General features: G+C 63.9%; 25 protein-coding genes. 13 read left to right on the forward strand and 12 right to left on the reverse strand.

Annotation, left to right across the window (positions count from 1 at the left end):
* Positions 1–57: 57 nt before the first annotated feature.
* Positions 58–1101 carry a phytanoyl-CoA dioxygenase family protein gene (locus SynMINOS11_RS03360; RefSeq protein ID WP_186549854.1) on the forward strand — a complete coding sequence of 348 codons (1044 nt, stop codon included), beginning with the start codon at positions 58–60 and terminating at the stop codon, positions 1099–1101.
* 6 nt (positions 1102–1107) lie between these two features.
* Here SynMINOS11_RS03360 and SynMINOS11_RS03365 read toward each other — a convergent pair whose 3' ends face one another.
* The 11 genes from SynMINOS11_RS03365 to sppA all read right to left on the reverse strand — a co-directional run bounded on the left by SynMINOS11_RS03365 (position 1108) and on the right by sppA (position 8033).
* Complete coding sequence (locus tag SynMINOS11_RS03365) at positions 1108–1281, reverse strand: hypothetical protein (RefSeq protein ID WP_011935052.1); 174 nt, start codon at positions 1279–1281, stop codon at positions 1108–1110.
* 105 nt (positions 1282–1386) lie between these two features.
* On the reverse strand, positions 1387–2853 hold the full coding sequence (locus tag SynMINOS11_RS03370) for an AAA family ATPase (protein ID WP_186549856.1): 1467 nt from the start codon (positions 2851–2853) through the stop codon (positions 1387–1389).
* Positions 2850–3353 (reverse strand): YceD family protein, encoded by a 504-nt coding sequence (locus SynMINOS11_RS03375; RefSeq protein WP_186549857.1) that lies wholly within the window; start codon positions 3351–3353, stop codon positions 2850–2852. Before SynMINOS11_RS03375 ends, SynMINOS11_RS03370 begins: the two co-directional genes overlap by 4 nt.
* A complete protein-coding gene (yidC, locus tag SynMINOS11_RS03380) occupies positions 3353–4489 on the reverse strand; it encodes a membrane protein insertase YidC (protein ID WP_011935055.1) in 1137 nt (378 codons plus the stop codon). Before yidC ends, SynMINOS11_RS03375 begins: the two co-directional genes overlap by 1 nt.
* Before the next feature lie 39 nt (positions 4490–4528).
* Complete coding sequence (locus SynMINOS11_RS03385) at positions 4529–4957, reverse strand: PH domain-containing protein (protein WP_011935056.1); 429 nt, start codon at positions 4955–4957, stop codon at positions 4529–4531.
* Entirely contained in the window at positions 4954–5337 is a 384-nt protein-coding gene (rnpA, locus tag SynMINOS11_RS03390) for a ribonuclease P protein component (RefSeq protein ID WP_186549859.1), read from the reverse strand. Before rnpA ends, SynMINOS11_RS03385 begins: the two co-directional genes overlap by 4 nt.
* Positions 5338–5357: 20 nt before the next feature.
* Positions 5358–5495 carry a 50S ribosomal protein L34 gene (gene rpmH, locus SynMINOS11_RS03395; RefSeq protein WP_011935058.1) on the reverse strand — a complete coding sequence of 46 codons (138 nt, stop codon included), beginning with the start codon at positions 5493–5495 and terminating at the stop codon, positions 5358–5360.
* 45 nt (positions 5496–5540) lie between these two features.
* Positions 5541–6122 (reverse strand): DUF2808 domain-containing protein, encoded by a 582-nt coding sequence (locus tag SynMINOS11_RS03400; protein WP_011935059.1) that lies wholly within the window; start codon positions 6120–6122, stop codon positions 5541–5543.
* An 85-nt stretch (positions 6123–6207) separates the two neighbouring features.
* Positions 6208–6789, reverse strand: coding sequence for a DUF2808 domain-containing protein (locus tag SynMINOS11_RS03405; protein ID WP_186549861.1), 582 nt, complete (start codon positions 6787–6789; stop codon positions 6208–6210).
* A gap of 78 nt (positions 6790–6867) precedes the next feature.
* Complete coding sequence (aroH, locus tag SynMINOS11_RS03410; RefSeq protein ID WP_186549863.1) at positions 6868–7251, reverse strand: chorismate mutase; 384 nt, start codon at positions 7249–7251, stop codon at positions 6868–6870.
* On the reverse strand, positions 7248–8033 hold the full coding sequence (gene sppA, locus SynMINOS11_RS03415; protein ID WP_011935062.1) for a signal peptide peptidase SppA: 786 nt from the start codon (positions 8031–8033) through the stop codon (positions 7248–7250). Before sppA ends, aroH begins: the two co-directional genes overlap by 4 nt.
* A gap of 72 nt (positions 8034–8105) precedes the next feature.
* Here sppA and SynMINOS11_RS03420 point away from each other — a divergent pair, with 72 nt between their 5' ends.
* Genes SynMINOS11_RS03420 through SynMINOS11_RS03445 form a run of 6 tightly spaced genes read left to right on the forward strand, consistent with a single transcriptional unit; the run spans position 8106 to position 17124 of the window.
* Positions 8106–9035, forward strand: a complete 930-nt coding sequence (locus SynMINOS11_RS03420; protein ID WP_255445474.1) for a DMT family transporter — start codon at positions 8106–8108, stop codon at positions 9033–9035.
* Positions 9036–9058: 23 nt separating this feature from the next.
* Positions 9059–10093: a glycosyltransferase gene (locus tag SynMINOS11_RS03425; protein WP_255445532.1), complete on the forward strand. Its 1035-nt coding sequence runs from the start codon at positions 9059–9061 to the stop codon at positions 10091–10093.
* Positions 10094–10117: 24 nt separating this feature from the next.
* Positions 10118–12070 (forward strand): NAD-binding protein, encoded by a 1953-nt coding sequence (locus SynMINOS11_RS03430; RefSeq protein WP_186549866.1) that lies wholly within the window; start codon positions 10118–10120, stop codon positions 12068–12070.
* 27 nt (positions 12071–12097) lie between these two features.
* Positions 12098–13843 (forward strand): ArnT family glycosyltransferase, encoded by a 1746-nt coding sequence (locus tag SynMINOS11_RS03435; protein ID WP_255445475.1) that lies wholly within the window; start codon positions 12098–12100, stop codon positions 13841–13843.
* A gap of 22 nt (positions 13844–13865) precedes the next feature.
* On the forward strand, positions 13866–15317 hold the full coding sequence (locus tag SynMINOS11_RS03440; protein WP_186549867.1) for a mannose-1-phosphate guanylyltransferase/mannose-6-phosphate isomerase: 1452 nt from the start codon (positions 13866–13868) through the stop codon (positions 15315–15317).
* Positions 15310–17124: an SLC13 family permease gene (locus tag SynMINOS11_RS03445; protein WP_186549868.1), complete on the forward strand. Its 1815-nt coding sequence runs from the start codon at positions 15310–15312 to the stop codon at positions 17122–17124. Before SynMINOS11_RS03440 ends, SynMINOS11_RS03445 begins: the two co-directional genes overlap by 8 nt.
* Here SynMINOS11_RS03445 and SynMINOS11_RS03450 read toward each other — a convergent pair.
* The gene (locus SynMINOS11_RS03450; protein WP_011935069.1) at positions 17121–17600 is read right to left on the reverse strand and encodes a DUF721 domain-containing protein; all 480 of its coding nucleotides are present in this window, start codon (positions 17598–17600) and stop codon (positions 17121–17123) included. The genes SynMINOS11_RS03445 and SynMINOS11_RS03450 overlap by 4 nt on opposite strands.
* A gap of 45 nt (positions 17601–17645) precedes the next feature.
* Here SynMINOS11_RS03450 and SynMINOS11_RS03455 point away from each other — a divergent pair, with 45 nt between their 5' ends.
* The 6 genes from SynMINOS11_RS03455 (at position 17646) to SynMINOS11_RS03480 (ending at position 21660) form a co-directional block, all read left to right on the forward strand.
* Entirely contained in the window at positions 17646–18413 is a 768-nt protein-coding gene (locus SynMINOS11_RS03455; protein WP_186549869.1) for a PspA/IM30 family protein, read from the forward strand.
* A gap of 92 nt (positions 18414–18505) precedes the next feature.
* The gene (locus SynMINOS11_RS03460) at positions 18506–18781 is read left to right on the forward strand and encodes a thioredoxin family protein (RefSeq protein ID WP_255445533.1); all 276 of its coding nucleotides are present in this window, start codon (positions 18506–18508) and stop codon (positions 18779–18781) included.
* Positions 18768–19958 carry an aminotransferase class I/II-fold pyridoxal phosphate-dependent enzyme gene (locus tag SynMINOS11_RS03465; RefSeq protein WP_186549872.1) on the forward strand — a complete coding sequence of 397 codons (1191 nt, stop codon included), beginning with the start codon at positions 18768–18770 and terminating at the stop codon, positions 19956–19958. Before SynMINOS11_RS03460 ends, SynMINOS11_RS03465 begins: the two co-directional genes overlap by 14 nt.
* A 68-nt stretch (positions 19959–20026) precedes the next feature.
* Positions 20027–20272: a hypothetical protein gene (locus tag SynMINOS11_RS03470; protein ID WP_011935073.1), complete on the forward strand. Its 246-nt coding sequence runs from the start codon at positions 20027–20029 to the stop codon at positions 20270–20272.
* Complete coding sequence (locus SynMINOS11_RS03475) at positions 20272–20856, forward strand: biotin--[acetyl-CoA-carboxylase] ligase (protein WP_186549874.1); 585 nt, start codon at positions 20272–20274, stop codon at positions 20854–20856. The genes SynMINOS11_RS03470 and SynMINOS11_RS03475 overlap by 1 nt, the downstream gene beginning before the upstream one ends.
* Before the next feature lie 6 nt (positions 20857–20862).
* Positions 20863–21660 (forward strand): M23 family metallopeptidase, encoded by a 798-nt coding sequence (locus SynMINOS11_RS03480; protein WP_186549876.1) that lies wholly within the window; start codon positions 20863–20865, stop codon positions 21658–21660.
* Positions 21661–21663: the final 3 nt, after the last annotated feature.

Raw genomic sequence — 21663 nt, forward strand, 5'->3', positions numbered from 1 at the left:
TTTTCGGCTGAGCTGACTCCATTGCAGGGCCTGCCGAGATTCACGGAAACGGACTTGTTGGCATGCGAGCGGCCTGATGTGGTGCGCCGCAGCAGCAATCCCCATCTTCATGAGCTGTTTCACCAGGGCTACACCGTTCTGCCTGGCGCTGTCCCTGCCAGTGTTTGCGATCGCTTGGCAGCACTGATTGATCCAGCCACAGCCATTGAGAATCCTCACGATGTTTGGGTCGAATATGACGATCCCGAGCAGGGCCGGATCTATGGCGTGCCGCTCTCGCAGTCAGTTGTTGAGCGCAGCCAGTGCCGCTACCGCGGCATGGACCTCTACCGCAACCAAGAAGCAGCCATTGAGGCTTGCTATGCCCCAGCGTTGCGTGAGCTGCTCGTTGCTGCTCTCAACAGTGAAGTTCTTGCCTATCAACAACTGGCTTTCACCTACGGGTCTCAGCAGGCTCTGCACCAAGACCCGATGTACGTGCGGGTCTCAAGGCCGTTGAAATTGATCGCCAGTTGGATCGCCCTTGAGGAGGTGCAGCCTGATTCCGGTGAGTTGGTAGTGGTGCCGGCATCACACACCTTGAGGCAGCTGCGCTTCAACTCCAGTGATGACGCTCAATGCCAACACGTGTTTACCGGTGGTCAGCAATCCCTGTGGTGGAACAACCATGACCAAGCTGCCCACAGTGCACGGCTCTCTCAACTGCAACAACTCGCCAGCGTTCTGGGCTCCCATGTCTACAGGCCGGCCAAAGGCGACGTCTTGATCTGGAGCAGTCAGCTCATTCATGGCGGTGGCCCGGTGCAGTTGCGCCCAGATGGCTCACGCCCCACGCGGCGCAGTTTGGTGACCCATTACTGCCCGATCGATTCAGTGCCGATGTACTGGTATCAAGATCCCCATACCAGGCCGGTTTCGCCGTATCCCTACTGCCACTTGACTTGGAAGCTGCTGCCACGCTTCCGCTACCCAGCAGGCTTCAATCCCAATCTCTACCGAGAGAGGCATCAAGCTGATTTGCGTTCGGAAGACTGGGCCTGGCAAGACCCGGCTTTGCATTACGCCCTCTTTGGCCAACGGGAGGGCCGAGTTGCGGCTTAGGTGTTGTTAGAGAACCTGGCCCACCATCACGGCGGCCACGGCGGAGAACACGGTGATGCCCAGAGCGGTGAGTGGGTTCTGGCCTTGGGCCACAGCCACGGTGGTGATCACCCCAGCGCCCAGGGCGGCAAAGGCCAGCTGCTGGGTGATTTCGTCGCGACGGCTGGGAGGTTGTTGCACGCGCTCTGTACGGGTCTGAGACGACCGTAGAGAGATGTTTTCAACTGGCCTTGACAGCCGGCGGGGTTTGTTACCTCGTGCGAGATAACTTTACGTAGCGCAATCTCAGCGGGCCGGGCGGGCGCGGCCTTCGCTGGCCCATTGCTGCAGCACTTCCAGCTGCTCCCGCGCCGTGCGGCTTAAGGGCACCAAATCAGCGGCAGCACTGATCAGATCGGCCTCACCAAATTCCCGGCTTTCACTGAAGGCATTCAGCATGCCCTCGAGCACCACCTGCTCGAGTTCAGCCCCAGAGAAGCCGCTGGTGCGATCCACCAAAGTGTCGAGCGGCAGCTGGTGCTGCGGCCGCCGTTTGCGCAGATGCAGCTCAAGAATCTCGCGGCGCTCGCTGCCATCGGGTAGATCGAGAACGAAGATCTCATCAAAGCGGCCTTTGCGCAGCAGCTCTGGGGGCAGCTGATCAATGGCGTTGGCCGTGGCCATCACAAACACCGGGGTGTCTTTCTCCGCCATCCAGGTGAGCAGGGTGGCCAGCACCCGTTGGCCGGTGCCGCCATCGCTGCGGCCATCGAGGCTGAAGCCCTTGTCGATCTCATCGATCCAGAGGATGCAGGGGGCCATGGCCTCGGCGGTGCCGATCATGTCGCGGGTGCGCGCTTCACTGGCCCCCACCAATCCGGCAAACAACCGGCCGAGATCAAGCCGCAAGAGCGGCATGCCCCAGCTGTGGGCAATCGCTTTGGCGGTCAGGGATTTGCCGGTGCCTTGCGGGCCCACCAGCAGCACCCCGCGGGGATGGGGCAGCCCATAGGCATGGGCTTCAGCGCTGAAGGCCAGCCGGCGCCGGTCCAGCCACGTTTTGAGTTGATTGAGTCCGCCGATCTCGCTGGGATCCGCAGCGGTGGGGCAGTACTCCAGCAGGTCGCTGCGGCCCAAGGCCAGGCGCTTTTCCTCGAGCACATCATCAAGATCAGCGGCGTCCAAACAGCCATGGCGCGCCAAGGCGCGGGCAGCCAGCTGGCGGATGCGCTGCTCGCTCAGGCCCCGGCAGCTGCTCACCAGCAGCTCCAAGGCATCACCGCTCAATTGGCTGCCGGCGGCTTGGGCAATCCCTGCCAAGAGCTCCTGGATTTCGCTCTCGGAAGGCAGCGGCAGCGGCAGCACGGTGATGCTGCTTTCCAGCTCCCGGGGCAACTTGGCATCCGGCGCGGAGATCACCAGGGTATGGGGTTTTTGGCGTAACTCGCTAGCCAGGTTGCGCAGGCGCCGGCAGATGGCTGGATCCTCCACATAGCGATGAAAATCCAGCAGCAGCAAGATGGCTGGCTGCTCACCAGCCAGCAGATCGAGGCTGTCGAGCGCCACCAGTGGTTGGCGGGCGCCATGGCCTTGGTGATTGGGCAGCCCCTGCAGACCGCCCACGAAATCCCAGCGCAGCAGCGTGCGTTGGCCCAGCCGCTGGCAGGCATTACCCAGCAGCCGGATCAGCCGCTCCTCCTCCTGTTGATGGATCCAGAGGATGGGCGTGCGGCTGCGGATCAAGAGATCCAGTTGCTCTCCCCAGCGGCTCATGGCTGCGCCTCGCCTTTGAGCTGCTGCAGCTGAGCCCAGCGGGGATCAACCACCCCTGCACTGGTCGCCGGGCTGCTCTCCTGCTCTGGCAGTAGCCCGGGGCAGTCGGGGCTGCACAGCCGCTTGAGCGGCAACTGCAGATTCAGTTGCTCAAACAGCCAGTGCTCCGGATCAAAGCGGCCATGGGGATCGAGGGTTTCCAGCGCTGCCTCAGCCCCATCGAGCTCCTCAAGCTCGGCATCGGGCCCGCCGCTTTGCAGTGCAATCGATTCGCTCACCCGCGCCTGCAGCGGCTGCGGGTAGCTCTTGAGGCAGCGATCGCAGATCAGCTCCACGGTGGCGGTGGCCTCCGCTTCCAGCCAGAGGTCATCACCCCGATGCAAGGCCTTGAGCCAGCCTTTGACCGGCCCGATGCTGTCCAGCTCGCTCAGCTGTTGCTCGACGTTCCAGTGTTTGCCATCGCCGAGCTGCTTGAGCTCCTGCAGGGCCACTGGACGCATCAGCGCTTGCCCTTGGGCTCAAATGGCAGGCGCTCAGCGGACACAGCCGTGGCACTGGCCGCCACCGTTTGGTTGGCCAGTTGCTGTTCGAGGATCGTCTGCAGGTTGTCCGGCAGGGGCTCGCGGATCAGCAGGAAGGTTTGCAGCGCCTGGAAGATGTTGGCCACCACCATGTAGAGCAGCACCCCGGCGGGCAGCGGGAAGAACAGGAACATGCCGGTGATCATCACGGGCGTGATCCGGTTGGCTGTGGCCTGCTGCGGGTTGGCGGGCATGCCCCAGCCCGAGAGGATTTGGGAGAGGAACAAGCTCAAGCCAAAGCCAGCCACCAAGGTGGCGATATCCCAGTTGATAACGCCATCGGCCATGAAGCCCACCTGGCCCAGTGCCTTGATGAACAGGAAGCCGCTGCGGGCAGCCAGGCCCGGGATTTTGAGTTCAACGGTGGCATCACCAGGGCTGAGGGCTTGGATCGTGCCGTCAGAGGAAACGCTGACCACGTCATCACCCTTGGTGAGCTTCCACTGCGGTGTCAGATCAAAGCTGGGGTGGATGCGCTCTTCGATCGCATCAATGGTTTCGCCTGTTTTCGATGCCAGCTGCACCTGGGCGCTTTCGCCCACACCCAGCTTGTTGCCGCCGGGCAACGAAGCGATCACAGGCACGTGATCGTTCTCAGTGAAAAAGATGGAGTGGCTGGCGCTGTTGAACGGCTTGGTTTCCACCGCAGCGATCTGATCAGCCGGCAGCACCTTGACGTTGATGTTGTAAGGCACATCAGCGAACGGTGATCCCCGCAGGGTGGCAAACAGGGCAAACAGGATGGGCATCTGCACCAGCAGGGGCAGACAACCCGCCAGGGGGCTGCCGAACTCCTTCATCAACTTGCCCATCTCCTCCTGCTGCTTGGAGGGGTTGTTGGCGAACTTGCTGCGGATTTCAGCTTGGCGCTGCTGCATCACCGGCTGGGCAATGCGCATGCGGCGGGCATTGCGGATCGAGCCGGCGCTGAGGGGGAACAGGGCCAAACGGATCACCACCGTCAGCGCAATGATGGCCAGGCCGTAGCTGGGCACCAATCCATAGAAGAAATCCAGGATGGGCAGCAGGACGTTGTCTGAGATGTATCCGATCACGGCAGGAACCTGGATGACGGTGAGTGTGACTGATGACGGTTAGCTGGCGCTGCTGGCTGTGAAGCCAGAGGGAGCATCGGCCGGCTTCCCTTTGCTGGCGATGCGCTCTTCGATGTACGTCTGCATCTCGCGGAAACGGGGCACAGCGCGCATTTCCAAGCGGGCACCGTCCTTGAGGACCAGCACCATGTCGCCGTAGGCGCCAAAGCCGCGGGCCACAGAGCGCACCTCTTTGATCTGGGTGTAGGTCACCTGGCTGCGGTCACGGCCCAGCCAGCCACCGGTGACGGACACCCGGCGACTGGTCACCTTGAAGCGCAGCCACAGGGCGCGGACGACCGCACCAATGGCAAAGGGCAGACCAATCAAGGTGACGCCAAAGATCAGGTTGATGATCAGATCACCGCGCGCAGGCCCGCCTTCGTAGTGGATCTCCTCTTTGATGGCAGGTGGGGTGACAACACTCATGAATCCGTTAGCCCGGCACGCTGGATCAGTGTGGACCATTCTTCCAGGAGATTGTCGTCACTGAGCTCCATAGCCCCTGGTCGCAGATTCAGCAGCAGCCAGGTGGGCGGCAGATCCGAGCGGAACTTTTGACGCAAAAACGCGTCGTGCAGCAGGCGCCGCAGGCGATTGCGTTTGACCGCTCGCTTGCTCACCTTGCTGCTGATCACCACGCCAAAACGCAGCTCGCCCTCAAGGGTCTCAGGCGGTTCCCGCAGCAATTCGGTGGCTGCATCAGCAACCCGAAGCTGCAGCAAGCCTTGTTGAAAGCGTTGCCCGCGTTGGTAGATGTAATCAAAAACACCACGGCCGCGCAGGCGATGCCGTTGCGGTAAGACCAAGGTTCAGCTCAGTCGCCGGATCAAACGGCCAAACGGGCCCTTCCGCGCTTGCGGCGGGTGCGGATCACACGGCGGCCGGTGTGGCTGCGCATGCGCACGCGGAAACCAGAGACGCGCTTGCGTTTGCGGCTGGTCCCTCCGAGGGTGCGCTTGGTCATCGAACTGTTCTCAACACTGGGCCGATCTCAAATTTTATCAGCTGATCAACGGGCGCCCCCGGGCTGGATTTCGATCACCCAACTGCCCAGGTAGCCAGCGATATCCACCTTCCCCGGGGCTTGAGCCAGCGCGTTGAACTGATACATGCCGCCATTGGAGGGGTTGGCCACGCGGAAGACCACGCCGATGGTGCGATCGGGAGGAATGGGGGTTTCGGGCACGATCTGAATGGTTTTGCCGTCGTTCACGAGGCTGATCGCCGCAGGAATTGTTTCCTCGCAGATGGTGCGCTTCATGGCACCCTCGCCTCCCTGGCAGTAAGAGAGTTGGATGTTTTTGGTTTTCAGCTTCGAATCGAAGTAGCTGGGCACCATCACATCCAGCTTCATGATCGCCTTGTCGCGATCGTTCTTGCCCAGGATCAAGAAGTAGTTGGAGCGGCGGTTCGGCTTGGTTTCCGACACCCAATAAAAGAGGTTCTTGAAGCCTTCACGGTTGCCCCAGCGCTGCTGCAGGATCGAAAAAGCGCCCGATGAGCTTTGGGCCAGAGCTTGGGGCAGCTGCAGCCCGCCAGCGACGATTGCTGCGCTGGCGCAGGCTGTGATCACACCGTGAGAAAAACGCATCCTTGTTGCTTCCGTTGAGTTGGATTCTTTTGGGCTCGATCAGAACCCAGCACGTCGTTAGGCGGCCTATCGGTTCACCGGGCGGTTAGCCGTCGATGCCGTCGGTGATCTCAATCACCCAGCTGCCCAAATAACCAGCCATGGGCACATCGCCAGGGGCTTGAGCCAGGGCATTGAACTGATACATGCCGCTGCCGGGGTTGTAGACGGGGAAAACCACGCCGATGGCTTTGTTGGGAGGAACTGGGCTGTCCGGGAAGATCTCCAGGGTTTTGCCATCGTTGGCCAGCTCCACGGTGGCCGGGATCGTTTCCTTGCAGCGGGTGCGCGACAGAGCACTACCCACCGAGCAGTACTTCAAGGCCACTTCCTTGGGATTGATGGTGGTGTCGAAGTACGACGGCACGGTCACATCGAGCTTGATGATCGCCGCCTTGCGGTCTTTGCCTTTGAGGATCAGCGTGTAGTCCGACCAGGTGTCGCGTTCCTGGTTGGAAATGACGTAGTAGAGCTTTTTGAAGTCTTTGGTGCTGTCCCAGCGAAAGGAGAAACCAGGGGTGCCCACTGAGCTCTGGGCCTTCACCTCGCTCAAGCCACTCAGGGCAATTCCGCCTGCCAGGGCAGCGGCTCCCCCCAGGCCAAGCACGGTGCGCAGTCGCAGAGCCATGAGATGCCCAACATCAGTGGATTGATTCTCATGAGGCTCTGCACCTTCTCCGGTTGTCATGGGCCGGCGGATCAGCTGTCAGTTGTGACTGGATCGGTCCGGGCGCAGCCGTTGGGTGTCGCGTAAATACGGGTGATGCAGCGTTTGCTCGGCTGGCATTTGCGCCTGCACCAGCACCCGAATGCAGCGGGGTAGGTCGCCTTGCACGCGCATCTGCTGGCAATCCAGCAGGGCAACGCCATCCCATCCCGGCCGTCGCCGCGCCAGTGAGGCCGGAAACATGGCATCGAGATCTGCGGTCACCGAAAACGTGGCGCTCAGCACCTGATCGCCCTGCAGCCCGTTGTTAGTGATCAGTGCATCGAGCAATTCGTCCACCGCTTCGGTCATGGCTGCGGCGGTGTTGGCGCTGGCGGTGGTGGCGCCCCGCAGCGCCCGCATTTTCAAGCTGGTGTTGCTCATGGCCGGAATAGCCACAGGGGTTGGCCGCCCCAGGCCAGCTGTAGTTGCAGCTCTTGGCGCAGCTTTTGCACCAAGCCGGCCCGTTCTTTGCCCAGTTCCACGGGCTGGCTCTTCTCTTCATCGAGTCCAGCGAGCCGTGCCGCTTCGCGCCGCGCGGTGTCCTCATCGCCGAGCAGGTCCACCATGCCCAGTTCCAGGGCTTGGGCGCCGCTAAACACGCGGCCATCAGCAAAGGTGCGCACCGTCTCCTCGCTGAGCTTGCGGCCTTGGGCCACGGCCGCCACGAATTGGCTGTAGCTGCTGTCGATCAAGGCCTGCAGGATCGAGCGCTCCCCCTCGCTGAGGGGTTTATCGGGCGACAGGATGTCTTTGTAGAGCCCGCTTTTGACGGTTTCAAAGCGGATGCCAACGCGCTCCAGCAGTTTTTCGAGGTTGTTGCCCCGCAGGATCACGCCGATGGAGCCAGTGATCGTGCCGGCGTTGGCCACGATCCGGTCGGCGGCGCAGCCCACATACACCCCGCCTGAGGCGGAAATATTCCCGTAACTGGCCACCACCTGGCAGCCGCTCTCGCGCAGCCGCAGCAGGGCCTGATGGATTTCCTGGCTATCGCCCACCGTGCCGCCGGGGCTATCGATGCGCAGCAGCAACACCGGGAACTTGCGTTCCTCCACCTGGCGAAGCGCTTTGACCACCCGTTTGCGGGCGGCTCCAGCGATCGGGCCAGTGAGGCTGATGCGGGCGATGCGTTTACGGCGTTGGCGGCGCAGGGGCCAAACCATGGGGCGTGGTGTTGGTCAGCGGATCCTATGCAGGGCGAGGTGCCTAGGCTCAACGCCGACTTGCTGGCCCCGTTGACCCTGCGCCTCACCTGGCTGGCCATGCTGCTGCCCTTTGCCCTGTGGGGAACGGCGATGGCAGCGATGAAACCGCTGCTGCAGGAGATCTCGCCCCTGACCCTGGCCTGGTTGCGGATTCTGCCGGCGGCTGTGGTGTTGCTGCTCGCTGCTCCTCTGCTGCAGCGCCCCTGGCAGGTGGATCGCCGCGATTGGCTGTGGCTGCTGCTGTTTGCCCTGGTCGATGGCGCCCTGTTCCATGGGCTGCTGGCTGAGGGGCTCGAGCGCACTGGCGCTGGTTTGGGTTCGGTGTTAATTGATTCGCAGCCGCTGCTGGTGGCGCTGCTGGCCCGCTCGCTGCTGGGGGAAGCCATCAACCCAATTGGTTGGTTTGGCCTGCTGCTGGGCTTGTCGGGAATTCTGTGTTTGGGCTTGCCAGCTGGTGCCTTGCAGCATTGGTGGCTCGATGGCCCTGCCCTTGATGGCTCGCTGTTGCCTGGAGCTGGTGAACTCTTGATGCTGGCCGCAGCTGCGGCCATGGCTGGCGGCACCTTGCTGTCACGCTGGGCTTGTCGCCACAGCGATCCGGTGGCCATCACCGGCTGGCATCTGTTGTTGGGGGGCGTTCCGTTGTTGCTGCTCAGCCTGCAGGGCCCCTTGGCCGTGACGGGTCAGCACTGGCCGCACTTGAGCGCGGCGCAATGGGGCTGGATGGCTTATGCCAGCTTGTTTGGAACAGCCCTGGCCTATGGCCTGTTCTTTTGGTTTGCCAGCCGCGGTGATCTCACTGGCTTCACCTCCCTCACCTTTTTGACCCCCGTGTTTGCCCTCGCCAGTGGCCTGGTTTTGTTAGGTGAGCAACTCGAGCCCTTGCAGTGGCTTGGGGTGGTGCTGGCGCTGGCCTCGGTGATCTTGATTAATCGCCGCGCTGAGCTGTGGCAGGCCTAAAGCTGCTGGTGGTCAGCACCCCCATGGGCCCGTTGGGACAGGGCTTGGGCGGTGGAGTGGAGCTCACCTTGGAAGCGGTGCTGGAGAGCTTGCATCGCCGCGGCCATGCCCTGTCGCTGGTCGCTGCAGAGGGCAGCCAATTGCCCAGCACCCCCTTGCAGAACTGCTGGCTGGAGCCAGGGGTGCCGCAACCCAGTTGGCAGCACCAGCAGCGCAACGCGCCGGTGCAAATTCCAGCGGATGGCTTGCTGCCGCGCTTCTGGCAGCGGGCCATTGCCGAGCAGCAGCCCTTCGATGCGGTGCTCAACCTCGGCTACGACTGGCTGCCGCTCTGGCTCACGCCCCAGTTCCAAACACCCCTCTGCCATTTGGTGAGCATGGGCAGCGTTGGGGAGGCCATGGATGCGGTCATCGCTGCCATTGCCAAAGATTTCCCCTCCCAGCTGGCCTTCCACACCGCCAGCCAGGCGGCTGATTTCCAGCTTTCTGGCCCCCCAACGCTGTTGGCCAACGGCTTTGACTTCAGCCGCTACAGCTTCAATCCCGATCCCCAGCCCTGCCTGGGTTGGGTGGGGCGCATTGCCCCAGAAAAAGGCCTCGAAGATGCGGCCCACGTGGCCGCCGCTAAGCAATGGCCGTTGCGGGTTTGGGGGTTGAAGGAAGACGCCGCCTATGCAGCGGCCGTGGAGGCCTCTGTGCCGGCCGGCACCATCGAATGGCGTGGGTTTTTACCCACCGAGCAGTTGCAGCGGGAGTTGGGCCAGTGCGCCGTGATGCTCAACACACCCAAGTGGAATGAAGCCTTCGGCAACGTGGTGGTGGAGGCCATGGCCTGCGGGGTGCCCGTGGTGGCCTACCGGCGCGGGGGGCCTGGGGAGCTGATCGAAGACGGACTCACGGGCTATGGGGTGCCGCCGGATCAGCCCGAGGCGTTATTGCAGCACCTTCCCGCTGCCTTGGCGCTCGATCGTTTGGCCTGCCGCGCTCAGGCGGAGCGCCGCTTTGGATTGGACGCCTTTGGCGCGCGCTTGGAAGCCTGGTTGCAGCAGCCTGGCTAGCGTTGAAGGGGTTTGTGCTGGACCATGGATCCCCGCTCCGGCGTGATCCTGATCTGCGGTCTCGGCGGGCTGGGGCAAGCCTGCCTGCGCACCCTGATCGGCTTTGAGGCTGAGATCCACTGCATCGATCAACGCCAGCCACGCTGGGTGGATGCGCTGCTGGCTGATCAGTACGGCGCCAACCTGCTCATCGGCGACATGCGCAGCCCGCAAGTGCTGCGGATGGGGCGCGCAGCAGAGGCCCGCGCGGTGCTGCTGCTCAGCCATGACAGCGCCATCAACCTGGAGGCGGCCTTGCAGGTGCGGCTGCTCAATCCCAAGGCTCAGCTGGTGGTGCGCACCAACAGCCGCCGCAACCTGGAGCGTCAGCTGCAGCAGCGGCTACCGGGGTTGGCAACGGTGGACCCAAGCCTGCTGACTGCCGGCGTCTTTGCCAATGCCCTGCGCACCGATGGCACCGAGGCAGCGTTCGCCCTCGGCGATGAGCTGTTTCGTGTCCGTAGCCGCACCGTGCAGCGCGACAGCGCCCGCGACCTTTTTGATCTGCTGGGCCGCCGCGAGCGCCTGGTGCAGTGGGTGCCGGCCGAGGGCAGCCCCGGAGGCGCCCCCGCCAGCCAGTGGTGGGACCTCGATGATCGCCCCCGCAGCGGTGATCGGCTGCTCTGCCTTGAGCTGGCCAGCACCCTGGAGACCCGCCCGCCCCGGCGCCACCGGCTGCGCGCGGCGATGGCTCCATGGCTGCATCGCCTCGACAACCTCACGGAGATGGTTCAACGCAGCGTGCGCCGCCGCGATCCCCTGCTGCTGTGGGGGTGTGGGTTGCTGCTGCTGGCCCTGATCGCTGGCAGCAGCGCTTTTGGCTCCGGTTCAGCCATGGGGGGGCTGCTGCTGACCTTGGCCCTGCTGAAGGGTGAGTTTCTGGATTCGGTTGGCTTCTTGGTCGAGGACAACCCCATGGCAACGGACAACCTCGCGTTGGCCTATCTCAGCCTGCTGTATGCCGTGGTGGGCACCTTCCTGACGGCCTGGTTGGTGGCCGTGATCCTCGATCGCCTGTTGGCCCAGCGCCTCGGCCGGCGTCAGCCCCGCCCGCTGCCTGCGGGCAGCCAATACGTGCTGTTGCTGGAAGGGGGCCGGCTGGCGGAACGGCTGGCGAGCTTGCTGCAGCTGCAGAAATTCAAGGTGGTTCGCGTTGAACCCGATGGCAGCGGCCAGGCCTACACGCAACTGGATCAGGCGCAGCGGGCCCTGCGGCGCAGCAGTTGCCAGGCGGTAGGAGTGCTTGGGGCTGATCTGGTGGACAACCTCGACATGGCCTTGGAGCTGCAGGAGCGCTGGCCCGGCGTCCGCTTGGCCGTGCAGGCCCAGTCGCTGGCGGATGGGGCCAAGCTCAGCGGCTTGTTCAGTGACATGCAGGTGATCAACCCGCTGCAGGTGGCGGCTGATGCGGTGGTGGCCACTGCCTTTGGCGAGCGGGTGCGCGGGGTGTTGCGGCTGGCGGAGGACAACCTGCTGCTCACCGATTACCGCATCGAGCCTGGCGACACCCTGGTGGGTTTGAGTCTGGCTGCCGTCTCGGGCGGATACGGCTTGATCCCGTTGCAGGTGACGCCGCTGGGGCAGCGCAAGCCCATCGTGTTGCCCAATCTCGAGCGGGTGCTGCAGCACGGCGATGCCTTGGTGGTGATGGCCGATCTCCAGGCCCTGCTGGCTGTGGAGAACGGAACGCTCGCCCCGCCGCGCTGGCAGCTGGAGGTGCGGGGCTGCCGCCGCAATTGCAATGGCTTTGAAGCCCAGGTGCTGCTGGCCCGCTATCTGGCCCAGGCCCCTGGTGAGGTTGGTCGCTACCTCGAGACCGCCGCAGGCCCCCAGCGCACCAAGCCCATCTATCAAGCCCCTGGCCGGCTTCTGCAACAGGGCCTCACCCGCCTTGGGGTTGAGTGCTCCCTAGTGGCTGCTGCCCAGACCCCTGCATAGGCTGGCCTGCATTTCTAACCCCAGCCTTTGGCTTTGATTCGTCGGCAGCGACTGTGGCTGGTGCTGGCTGTGCTGGCGCTGGGGGCGCTGCTGTTTGTTTGGCGTCTTGGCGCGGTGGGCCAGTGGGATGAAACCCCAGCCATCTTTGCGGCCTCGGGCCGGGCCATGGCGGAAACCGGCGATTGGCTCACCCCCCGGGTGAATGGCCATCCGCGCTTTGACAAACCCGTTCTGATCTATTGGCTGATCGGCGGTTTCACGGCCCTGCTGCCAGCTGGATGGGACCCCCTTGGCAGCTGGGCCTCCACATTGCCGTCGGCCCTGGCGATGATCGCCTTGATGCTGGGCTTGGCGCTCACGGTGCTGCCCCGCTCAGGCCCATGGGTGGCACTAGAGGCGGCCCTGGCCTTTGGCCTTTCGCCCTTGGTGTTGGTCTGGGGCCGGGTCTCCGTGAGTGATCCCTTGCTTGTCGCTTGCGTTGGGCTGGGAATGCTGGGGCTTTGGCACACCTATGCCCAACCCCGGGCCCCTTTCCCTTGGTGGCCCTGGCTGGTGTTGGGCTTGGGCGTTCTCACCAAAGGGCCCGTGGCCTTGGTGATTGCCGTGCCCAGCCTGCTGCTGTTCGGTTTTTGGCAGCGCGATCTCGGCGGGCTCTGCCGCGCCGTTCGCCTGGTCCCTGGTGTTGCCTTGGCCGTGCTGGTGGCCCTGCCCTGGTATGTGCTGGAGCTGCTGGTGGAAGGTCAGCCGTTTTGGGACAGCTTTTTCGGCTACCACAACCTGCAGCGCTACACGGCAGTGGTGAACAACCACGCCGGGCCCTGGTGGTTCTATGCCCCGGTGATGGTGGTCGCGAGTCTGCCGTTCACGCCACTGCTGCTGCTGGGCGTCGCGAGCCAGCTTCAGGGCTGCTGGTGGAGGCGGCCGTTGAAACCGGATCAGAGCTTGCCGCGCTTTGCCCTGGCCTGGCTGCTGTTTGTGGTGCTGTTTTTCTCGATTTCAGCCACAAAACTGCCCAGCTACATGCTCCCCGCCCTGCCGGCAGCGGCCCTGTTGATTGCCCTGGCTGATGCCCCTGGCCGCTGGCTCACCTGGGCCCGTTGGGCGTCGGTGCTGATGGCCGCGGTGATGGCGGCAGCGTTTTGGATCGCAGCGCCGCTGGCGGTTCAGATCGATTCACCGGAGATTCCTGGCCTTGGCCCGGCCCTAGAGGCCTCGGGGGTGCTTGTAATCAGTGGCGGGGTGTTTGCCCTGGCTGCGATGGCTGGTGCTGTGCTGCTGTGGCGCCGTGGCGGCCGCTGGCCGGGCAGTTGGCTCCTGGCGTTGCAACTTCCCTTGGTGGCTTGGCAGGTGCTGGCCCTGGTTCCCACCGGTGAGTTGGTGGATCAGCGGCGTCAGCAGCCCGTGCGTCAGTTGGCTGAGCAGGTGCGCCTGCAGCAGCGGCCGGGCGAACAGCTCGCCATGGTGGGCGTGAATAAGCCTTCGCTGCACTACTACAGCCGCAAGGTGGTGCTCTATGTGGGCCGGCCGCCCAGTGGCCTGTTGGATTTAGCCGAGCAGTTGCCGCCCCAGGCCCCCGGCACTGTGCTGGTGGTGATCGATGCCACCACCGCTGAGCTGCCCCATTGGCAAGACATGCCCCATGAGCAACTCGGCGCTGCTGGCATCTACCGGCTCTGGCGCGTCCCCTTGGATGCGTTGCAGCAGCGTGGCCAGGCCTTAGCGGCCTCCGGTGTGGAATCCACCTGGCGCCTGCCCAACCTCGAGCGATACTGAGCGCCCCCGTTCGGCTAGGTCCATGCCCAAGGCCTCTGCATTGCTGCCGGTGATCCTTTGTGGTGGCACGGGCACCCGCCTGTGGCCCCTATCGCGGGCGAGCTACCCCAAGCAGTATTGGGCCCTGGCCCATAACGCCGAAGACACGCTGCTGCAGCTCACCCAACGGCGCCTCGAAGGCTTGCCGGGTCTGGGCTCACCGATCTTGATCTGCAACGAAGACCACCGCTTCATCGTGGCCGAGCAGATGCGCCAGCTCGGGGTGGAGCCGGAGTCGATCTTGCTGGAGCCCATGGGCCGCAACACCGCTCCGGCGGTGTGTGTGGCGGCGTTGCGGGCTACCGCTCGCGGTGAAGACCCCTTGCTGCTGGTGCTGGCGGCCGACCATGTGATTCGTGAGCCAGAGAAGTTCCGCGCCACGGTCGAAGCCGGGATTCCAGCGGCGGAAGCGGGCCGGCTGGTGACCTTCGGCATCGTGCCCACGGCTCCGGAAACGGGCTACGGCTACATCGAATCGGCTGAGGCCCTCAATGCCGCCTCGCCGGTGCCGATTGCCCGCTTTGTGGAGAAGCCTGATCGCGCCACCGCCGAGCAGTTTTTGGCCAGTGGCCGTTTCACCTGGAACAGCGGCATGTTCCTGTTCCGCGCCAGCGCCATGCTCGCCGAGCTCGAGCGCCTGGCCCCTGAATTGGTGAGCTGCTGCCGCTCGGCCCTGGAGCACGACACCCCCGATTTGCAGTTCCTGCGGCTTGATCGTGAGGCCTTTGCCCAATGCCCTTCGGTGGCTCTCGATGTGGCCGTGATGGAGCGCACGCCGCTGGGTTCGGTGTTGCCGCTTGATGCCGGTTGGAGTGATGTGGGCAGCTGGAGTGCCCTATGGGAAACCGCTGATCAAGACGAGAACGGCAACGTCTTGCGCGGTCGCGTGATCTCGGAAGGCAGCCGCAACTGTTATCTGCGCAGTGAGCACCGCCTGGTGGTGGGCCTGGGCGTTGAAAACCTGGTGGTGGTGGAAACCGATGACGCCGTGTTGATCGCAGAGCGCAGCCAGGCGCAAAACGTCAAAGCGATCGTTCAGCAGCTCGAAGCCGACGGCAGCTCAGAAGGCAAAGCCCACCGGCGCATCTACCGGCCTTGGGGCCACTACACCTCCATCGTTGAGGGCAGCCGCTGGCAGGTGAAGCGCATTTCGGTGAAGCCTGGCGCCAGCCTGTCGCTGCAGATGCACCACCACCGCGCCGAGCATTGGGTGGTGGTGCGCGGCACGGCCCTGGTGGAGAAGAACGGAGTGGAGGAGCTGATTGGTGAAAACCAGAGCACCTACATCCCCTTAGGGGCGCAGCATCGCCTCAGCAACCCGGGCAAGATCCCGGTGGAGATGATCGAGATCCAAAGCGGCGCCTACCTGGGTGAAGACGACATCGTCCGCCTCGAAGATGTCTACGGCCGCTCGACGGCCGTAAGCCGTGCCTGAAGCCGCTGGATTTCTTGCTGCTGCCAGCACGCCGCACGGGTTAATCACCCTGCTGGTGTTTGCTGTCTCGCTGGTTCTGTTCATCAGCGGTTGGTTGGCGCCGGAGCTCACGGGCCTCTTGGCTGTGGCGCTGCTGGTCAGCTTTGGCGTGCTCGACCCGCAGCAGGCGGTCAAGGGGTTTGGCAGCCCGGCCCTGATCACCTTGATGGGATTGTTTGCTCTCTCGGCTGGCCTGTTCCGCAGTGGCGGGGTGGATCGCTTACGGGCGATTCTCGGCTCGGAATCCGTGCGCACGCCGCGGCGCATGATCCTGCTGCTGGTGGCGGTGGTCTCGCCGTTGTCGGGCTTCATTCCCAACACACCGATCGTGGCCACCCTGCTGCCGGTGCTGGAGAACTGGTGCCATCGCCGCGGAATTTCCCCTTCGAAGGTGATGCTGCCGATGTCGTTTGCCGTGGTGATCGGCGGCACCATCACCCTGCTGGGCACCTCCACCAACCTGCTGGCCAGTGATGTCAGCCGGCAGTTGGGTTATGGCGGCATTGATCTGTTTGATTTCACCCCCATCGGCCTGCCCATTTGGCTGCTGGGCGCCCTCTACATGGTGGTGGTGGGTGATCGCTTGCTGCCCGATCGCGGCCAAGACGATGACCTGATGGCGGCGATGGCCAAGCAGGGCTATTTCACCGATGTGTTGATTCCGCCGGGTTCGGAGCTGGTGGGTCAGTCGCTGCACAACAGCCGCTTGCAGCGCCGTTTTGATGTTGATGTGCTCGAGCTACACCGCGGCAGCCAAAGCTTCGGTTCGCCGTTGGCGGATTTGGAATTGCAGGCCGGTGATCGCATGCTCCTGCGCTGCCGCAAAGAAGACCTGTTGCGGTTGCAGCAGGAGAGCACCATCGCCCTGGCGCCGGTGGCCGGCCAAGCGATGCCGCAGCAGCAGGCGGGCCAAACCATGCGCCTGGTGGAGGTGTTGCTGCCGGCGGGTTCGAGCATTGCCGGCAGCAGTGTGCGGGAGCTGCGCTTTCGCCAGCGCTACAACGCCACCTTGGTGGCCGTGCGCCGCGGCCGCGATGTGATCCGCGATCTGCTGGGCCGTGTGGTGCTGCAGCCCGGTGATGTGCTCCTGATTCAGGCCCCGATCGACACGATTCGCGGCTTGCAGAACCGCAATGACCTGGTGCTGCTCGATGAGCTTGAGAAAGATCTGCCCACCACCAGCCGCAAAGGCATCGCCATCGGCATCTGCATCGCTGTGATCCTGCTGCCGATGCTGCAGGTTTTGGATCTGATGGCGTCGGTGCTGTTTGGCGTCGTGCTGATGGTGGTCACCGGATGCCTTAGGCCGGGTGAGTTGCAACGGGCGATTCGCTGGGACGTGATCCTGCTGCTGGGTTCGATCGTCTGCTTCAGCGTGGCGATGCAAAGCACCGGTTTGGCCAGGGGTTTGGCGGTCGACCTGCTGCAGTCGCTGCAGGGTTGGCCCAACTACTTGGTGCTGATGGTGGTGTTCCTGTTGGCCCAGCTGTTCACCGAGACCCTCACCAATGGCGCCACCGTGGTGTTGCTCATCCCAATTGCCACCGAGTTGGCCAAAGGCTTGGCCCTGCCGCCGATGGCCTTCATCTACGCCATCTTGTTTGCGGCCAGCCTCAGCTTCCTGACGCCGATTGGCTACCAGTGCAACTTAATGGTGATGGGGCCTGGTCGCTATCGCTTCTTTGATATGACCCGCTACGGGGCACCGCTGACCATTGGCCTCACGCTGTTAACCCCCTGGCTGATCTGCCGCCACTTCGGCCTTTAGCTGCTCTGTTGATGCAGGCACAGGGCGCAGCAGCCCCAGCGCTCAATTTCGCCACTGGGGCTGGGGGCGCCGCAGCGGGGGCAGTCGGTGGAGCTTCCGGTGATGCGGCAGGGGTGCTCGCTCCAGCTGCGGGCCAATTCCGCGCTGAACGGTTCGCTTGCTTTGGAGACGTCGTGCTGCTGAAACTGCAGCTGGTTGACCGCGTAGCCGCGGCTACGCAACACCGCCAACAGCTGATGGCGGCTATAGCGCAGGGCTTGCAGCCATTGGGGTTGGGAGGCTCCCACCAGCAAGGTGTTGCCCCGCAGGGCTAAGGGCCGGCAATGGGGCGCTAACTGGGCTCCAGCAATCTCCGGCCAGGCCTGCCAGAGGGCTGCCAGGCTGCCTTCGCTTTGCCATTGGCGTTCCAGCTGGCCGAGGCATTGCCCCAGGGGCTGTGCCGGAGCACGGGGTGTGGGCCTCTGGATGGGACTCATCGGCTCAAGCTAGCTAGGGTCAGCCCGCTGCTTTGTGCTGGCTCCATGGGCTTTTTTGATCGTGTCGGGCGTCTGTTTCGCGCCAACTTGAACGATCTGGTCAGCCGGGCGGAAGATCCCGTCAAGATCCTGGAGCAGTCCGTTGCCGACATGCAGTCGGACCTGATCAAGCTGCGCCAGGCCGTGGCCACCGCAATCGCCAGCCAAAAACGCATCCAAAACCAGGCCGAGCAGGCCGAAAACCAGGCGCAGACCTGGTACCAGCGGGCGGAGTTGGCACTCAAAAAAGGTGAGGAGGATCTGGCCAAAGAAGCCCTCAGCCGCCGCAAGACCTATCAGGAGACCGCCACCGCTCTCAATGGCCAGCTCAATGCCCAGGGCGGTCAGGTGGAGGCCCTGAAAAAGAACCTCTTGGCCCTTGAGGGCAAGATCGCCGAGGCCCGCACCAAAAAAGACATGCTCAAGGCCCGGGCCCAAGCCGCCCAGGCCCAGGCCCAGTTGCAAGGAGCCGTGGGGGGGCTGAACACCAATGGCTCGATGGCTGCCTTTGAGCGCATGGAGGAGAAAGTCCAAGCGCTGGAGGCCCAGGGCCAGGCTGCCGCTGAGATTGCTGGTGCTGATCTTGATAGCCGCTTCCAGGCCCTGGAATCCGGCGATGACGTGGATGCCGACTTTGAGGCTCTCAAGGCCAGCGTCAATCCCACACCGCTGGCCCTGCCCGATGAGAAGGCCAAGCCCCAACTGCAGCCTGCCCAGCAGGCCCAGGTCGATGAGGAGCTTGAGTCGCTGAAGCGCTCGATCGATCAGCTCTAACGCCCGGCCAGCTGCCTAGGATCAGCCCTGTTTGAGTGCCGCCTCCCGTGACTGTCCACAGCCTCAGTGATGCCAACTTCCAGGCCGAGGTGATGGAGTATTCCGGACTGGTGTTGGTCGATGTGTGGGCCACCTGGTGCGGCCCCTGTCGCCTGATGGCGCCGTTGATGGATTGGGCCGCCAGCACCTATAGCGATGGCCTCAAGGTGGGCAAGTTGGAGGCTGACCCAAATCCCACCAGCCGTGATGCTCTGCAGGTGCAGGGGTTGCCGGCCTTGGTGCTGTTCCGCAATGGCCAGGAATTGGCGCGCCATGAAGGCGCCATGGCGCAGCCCCAGTTGAAGGCCTTCTTGGATGCCCATCTCTGAGCGTCTCGGGCAACTGGGCTCCGGCGTTTTTGGCCGGGTTGATGGTGAAAAACGCAGTTATCGCCTCTCGCAGCAACAGCAGCAGCGTCCGCTGATTGATCTGTCGCTGGGCAGCTCTGATTTCAAGCCTCCCGCTCGGCTCTTGCAGGTGATGGCGGAGGCGATAGCTGAGCCCCCCAGCAGCCGCTATTGCTTGCAGGCTGCCACCGCTCCCTTTCGCCAGGCCGCAGCCGCCTGGCTCGAGGGGCGCTTCGGTGTGCCTGTGGATCCGGAGAAGGAAATTTTGCTGTTGGTGGGTTCCCAGGAGGGCACCGCCCATCTGCCGTTGGCGGTGCTCAATCCCGGCGATCCGGCCTTGGTGCTGGATCCCAGCTACCCCAGCCATGCCGGTGGGGTGGCCCTGGCTTCCGGTGAGTTGGTGCGTTTGCCGCTGTTGGCTGATCAGGGCTGGCGTCCAGCCTTTGAGCAGCTCAGCGATGAGCAGCGGCGGCAGTTGCGTTTGTTGGTGCTGGGCTATCCCCATAACCCCACGGCCACCACGGGTTCGCAGGAGTGGCTCGAGCAGGCCATGGCCATCGCCAAACGCAGTGATGCCGTGCTGGCCCACGACAACCCCTATGTCGATTTGGCTCTGGAAGGGGAGGCTCCAGCGTTGCTGCGCTGTGATGGCTGGCGTGAGCGGGGCATTGAGTTTTTCTCCTTCTCCAAAGGCTGGTGCCTGGCTGGATTTCGCCTGGCGTTTGCTGTGGGCGCTCCGGCCTTGATCGAGGCCTTGGCCCGGGTCAAAGGGGTGGTGGATTTCAACCAGTCGCTGGCCTTGCAGGCTGGAGCCATTGCGGCACTGCAGGAGTTCCCGGATTGGCCGCGGCAATTGTGCGATCGCTACCGCCAGCGCCGCGACCACATGGCCGAATTGCTCACGGCCGCTGGTTGGACGGTGCCCAACAGCTCGATGGCGCTTTACCAGTGGCTTCCCATCCCAGAACCCCTGCATGATCTCGGCAGTGAAGCGGCTGCCCAGTGGCTGCTGCGCAGCAGTGGTGTGGCGCTCACGCCAGGGGTGGGCTTTGGCCCCAGCGGGGAAGGCTGGCTGCGGCTGGCGCTGGTGGCCGATGAACCAGTGTTGGAGCAGGCCAGTGCACGCCTGCGGTTGGCCCTGGAGCAACGCACAATCTGAAATTTTTCCCATGATGAGAAAACTTTGAGACCCGTGCGACGCATGGTGGAAGCACCTGCATCCCCGCCATGAATCTCTGGAGCCCTTGGTTAGATCCCGCTGGTGACAGCCTTCGCGGTGTTGCGCCTGAGCGTTATGCCTTGGCTGCCGGCCCCGATGGCCAATACCTGCGTTTGGCCGCTGATGACACCATCGAGACGGTCCAGACTTTGGAGCACGCCTTCCAGTTCCACACCCACGAAAAGGCCGTGGATACCGCTCGCTCAGTTGCTGCTGTGCTGCGCCGTCCTGTGGATGTGATCAAGCTGCTTTGATGCAGCCAGTCCCGTTGTTGCTGCCCTGGCGTCTGCACTATGTGCCGCTGTGCGCCAGCACCGAACGGGACTTGAGCCGCTGCTTGCAGCAAGGGACTGAACCGCCGCTGGCGGTGGTGGCCCGCCGGCAGCGCTATGGGGTTGGTCAGCACGGCCGCCAGTGGCAATCCCCGGCAGGCGGGCTTTGGCTGAGTGCAGCGATTCCATGGCAGCGGCCGCTTTCCCCTGCAGCTGCTGAGCAGTTGCCCCGGCGCATGGCCGCCGCCCTCGCCGCTCAATTGGCGCCATGGACGGCAGAGGCCAGTCCCCCGCTAACGATCAAGTCCCCCAACGATCTGATGGTGGGTCAGCGCAAATTGGCCGGCGTCTTGAGCTCGGTGACTTGGCGCGGGGGGCAGCCTCGCTTGCTGCGCTTTGGCATTGGCCTCAATGGGCGTCATCCCATTGCTCCTCCAGGCATCACGCTCGAGCAATGGCTCAACGGGCGTTGTCCCCGCTTTGATCAATTGCTGCTGATTGGCCTGGGCGCCATCGAACGGCTGGCCCGCGAGGCTGGCAACTGGGACACTGAGCTTTGCTTGTGAGCTGTTGTGCTGGTCCTGCTCCCCTTGCTGGCACAGCTGCCAACTCCCTCGCTGCAGCAGTTGGAGCAGCAGCAGGTGATCACGCCGGCTGAGCGCCGGCGCCTGGAGCGTGGTTCCCTCCGCGCGGCGCCAACCCCTGCCTTGCAGCGCCTCTGCCAGCAGGACGATGGTGCGGTGAGCCGGCAGGAATGCACCGCAGCGGTGGCGCCCAATCCGCTGCAGGTGCCTGTTTCAGCCTTGCTGGGGGGATTGGATGGGTCCTTCTCGCTGCAACAGGTGCTGCGGGTCACCCCGCGGCCAGCGCCGCTGGGGGGCAATGGCAACCAGGCCCTGCTGTTCCCCTTGATTGGATCGGCCTTCACCAGCAGTGGTTTTGGCTGGCGTCAGCACCCGGTGCTGGGCGGGTTGATGCTGCATGCCGGCCGTGATCTAGCGGCTCCCCAGGGCACCCCCGTGGTGGCGGCCCTGGGCGGCACGGTGCGTTCAGCCGGTTTGGCTGGCGGGTATGGCGTGGCCATCGAGCTGGACCACCAAGAGCCCCAGCGGCAGCGCACCCTCTACGGCCATCTCTCGGAGCTCTACGTGGAGCCTGGTGATGCCGTGCAACAGGGGGAGGTGATTGGCCGAGTGGGCAGCACGGGCTTGAGCACCGGCCCCCATTTGCATTTCGAGTTGCGCCGCCCGCAAGCCGGCGGCTGGGTGGCCGTTGATCCTGGCCGCCTGCTGCCCGATGGCATGGAGGTAGATCCAGCCGGTGCCGTCGCGGCCCTGCTCAATCAGATGCTGCGCGGATTGGAGCGCTGAGGC

Origin of the sequence: Synechococcus sp. Minos11, assembly GCF_014279855.1 — a bacterium.
GTDB lineage: Bacteria > Cyanobacteriota > Cyanobacteriia > PCC-6307 > Cyanobiaceae > RCC307.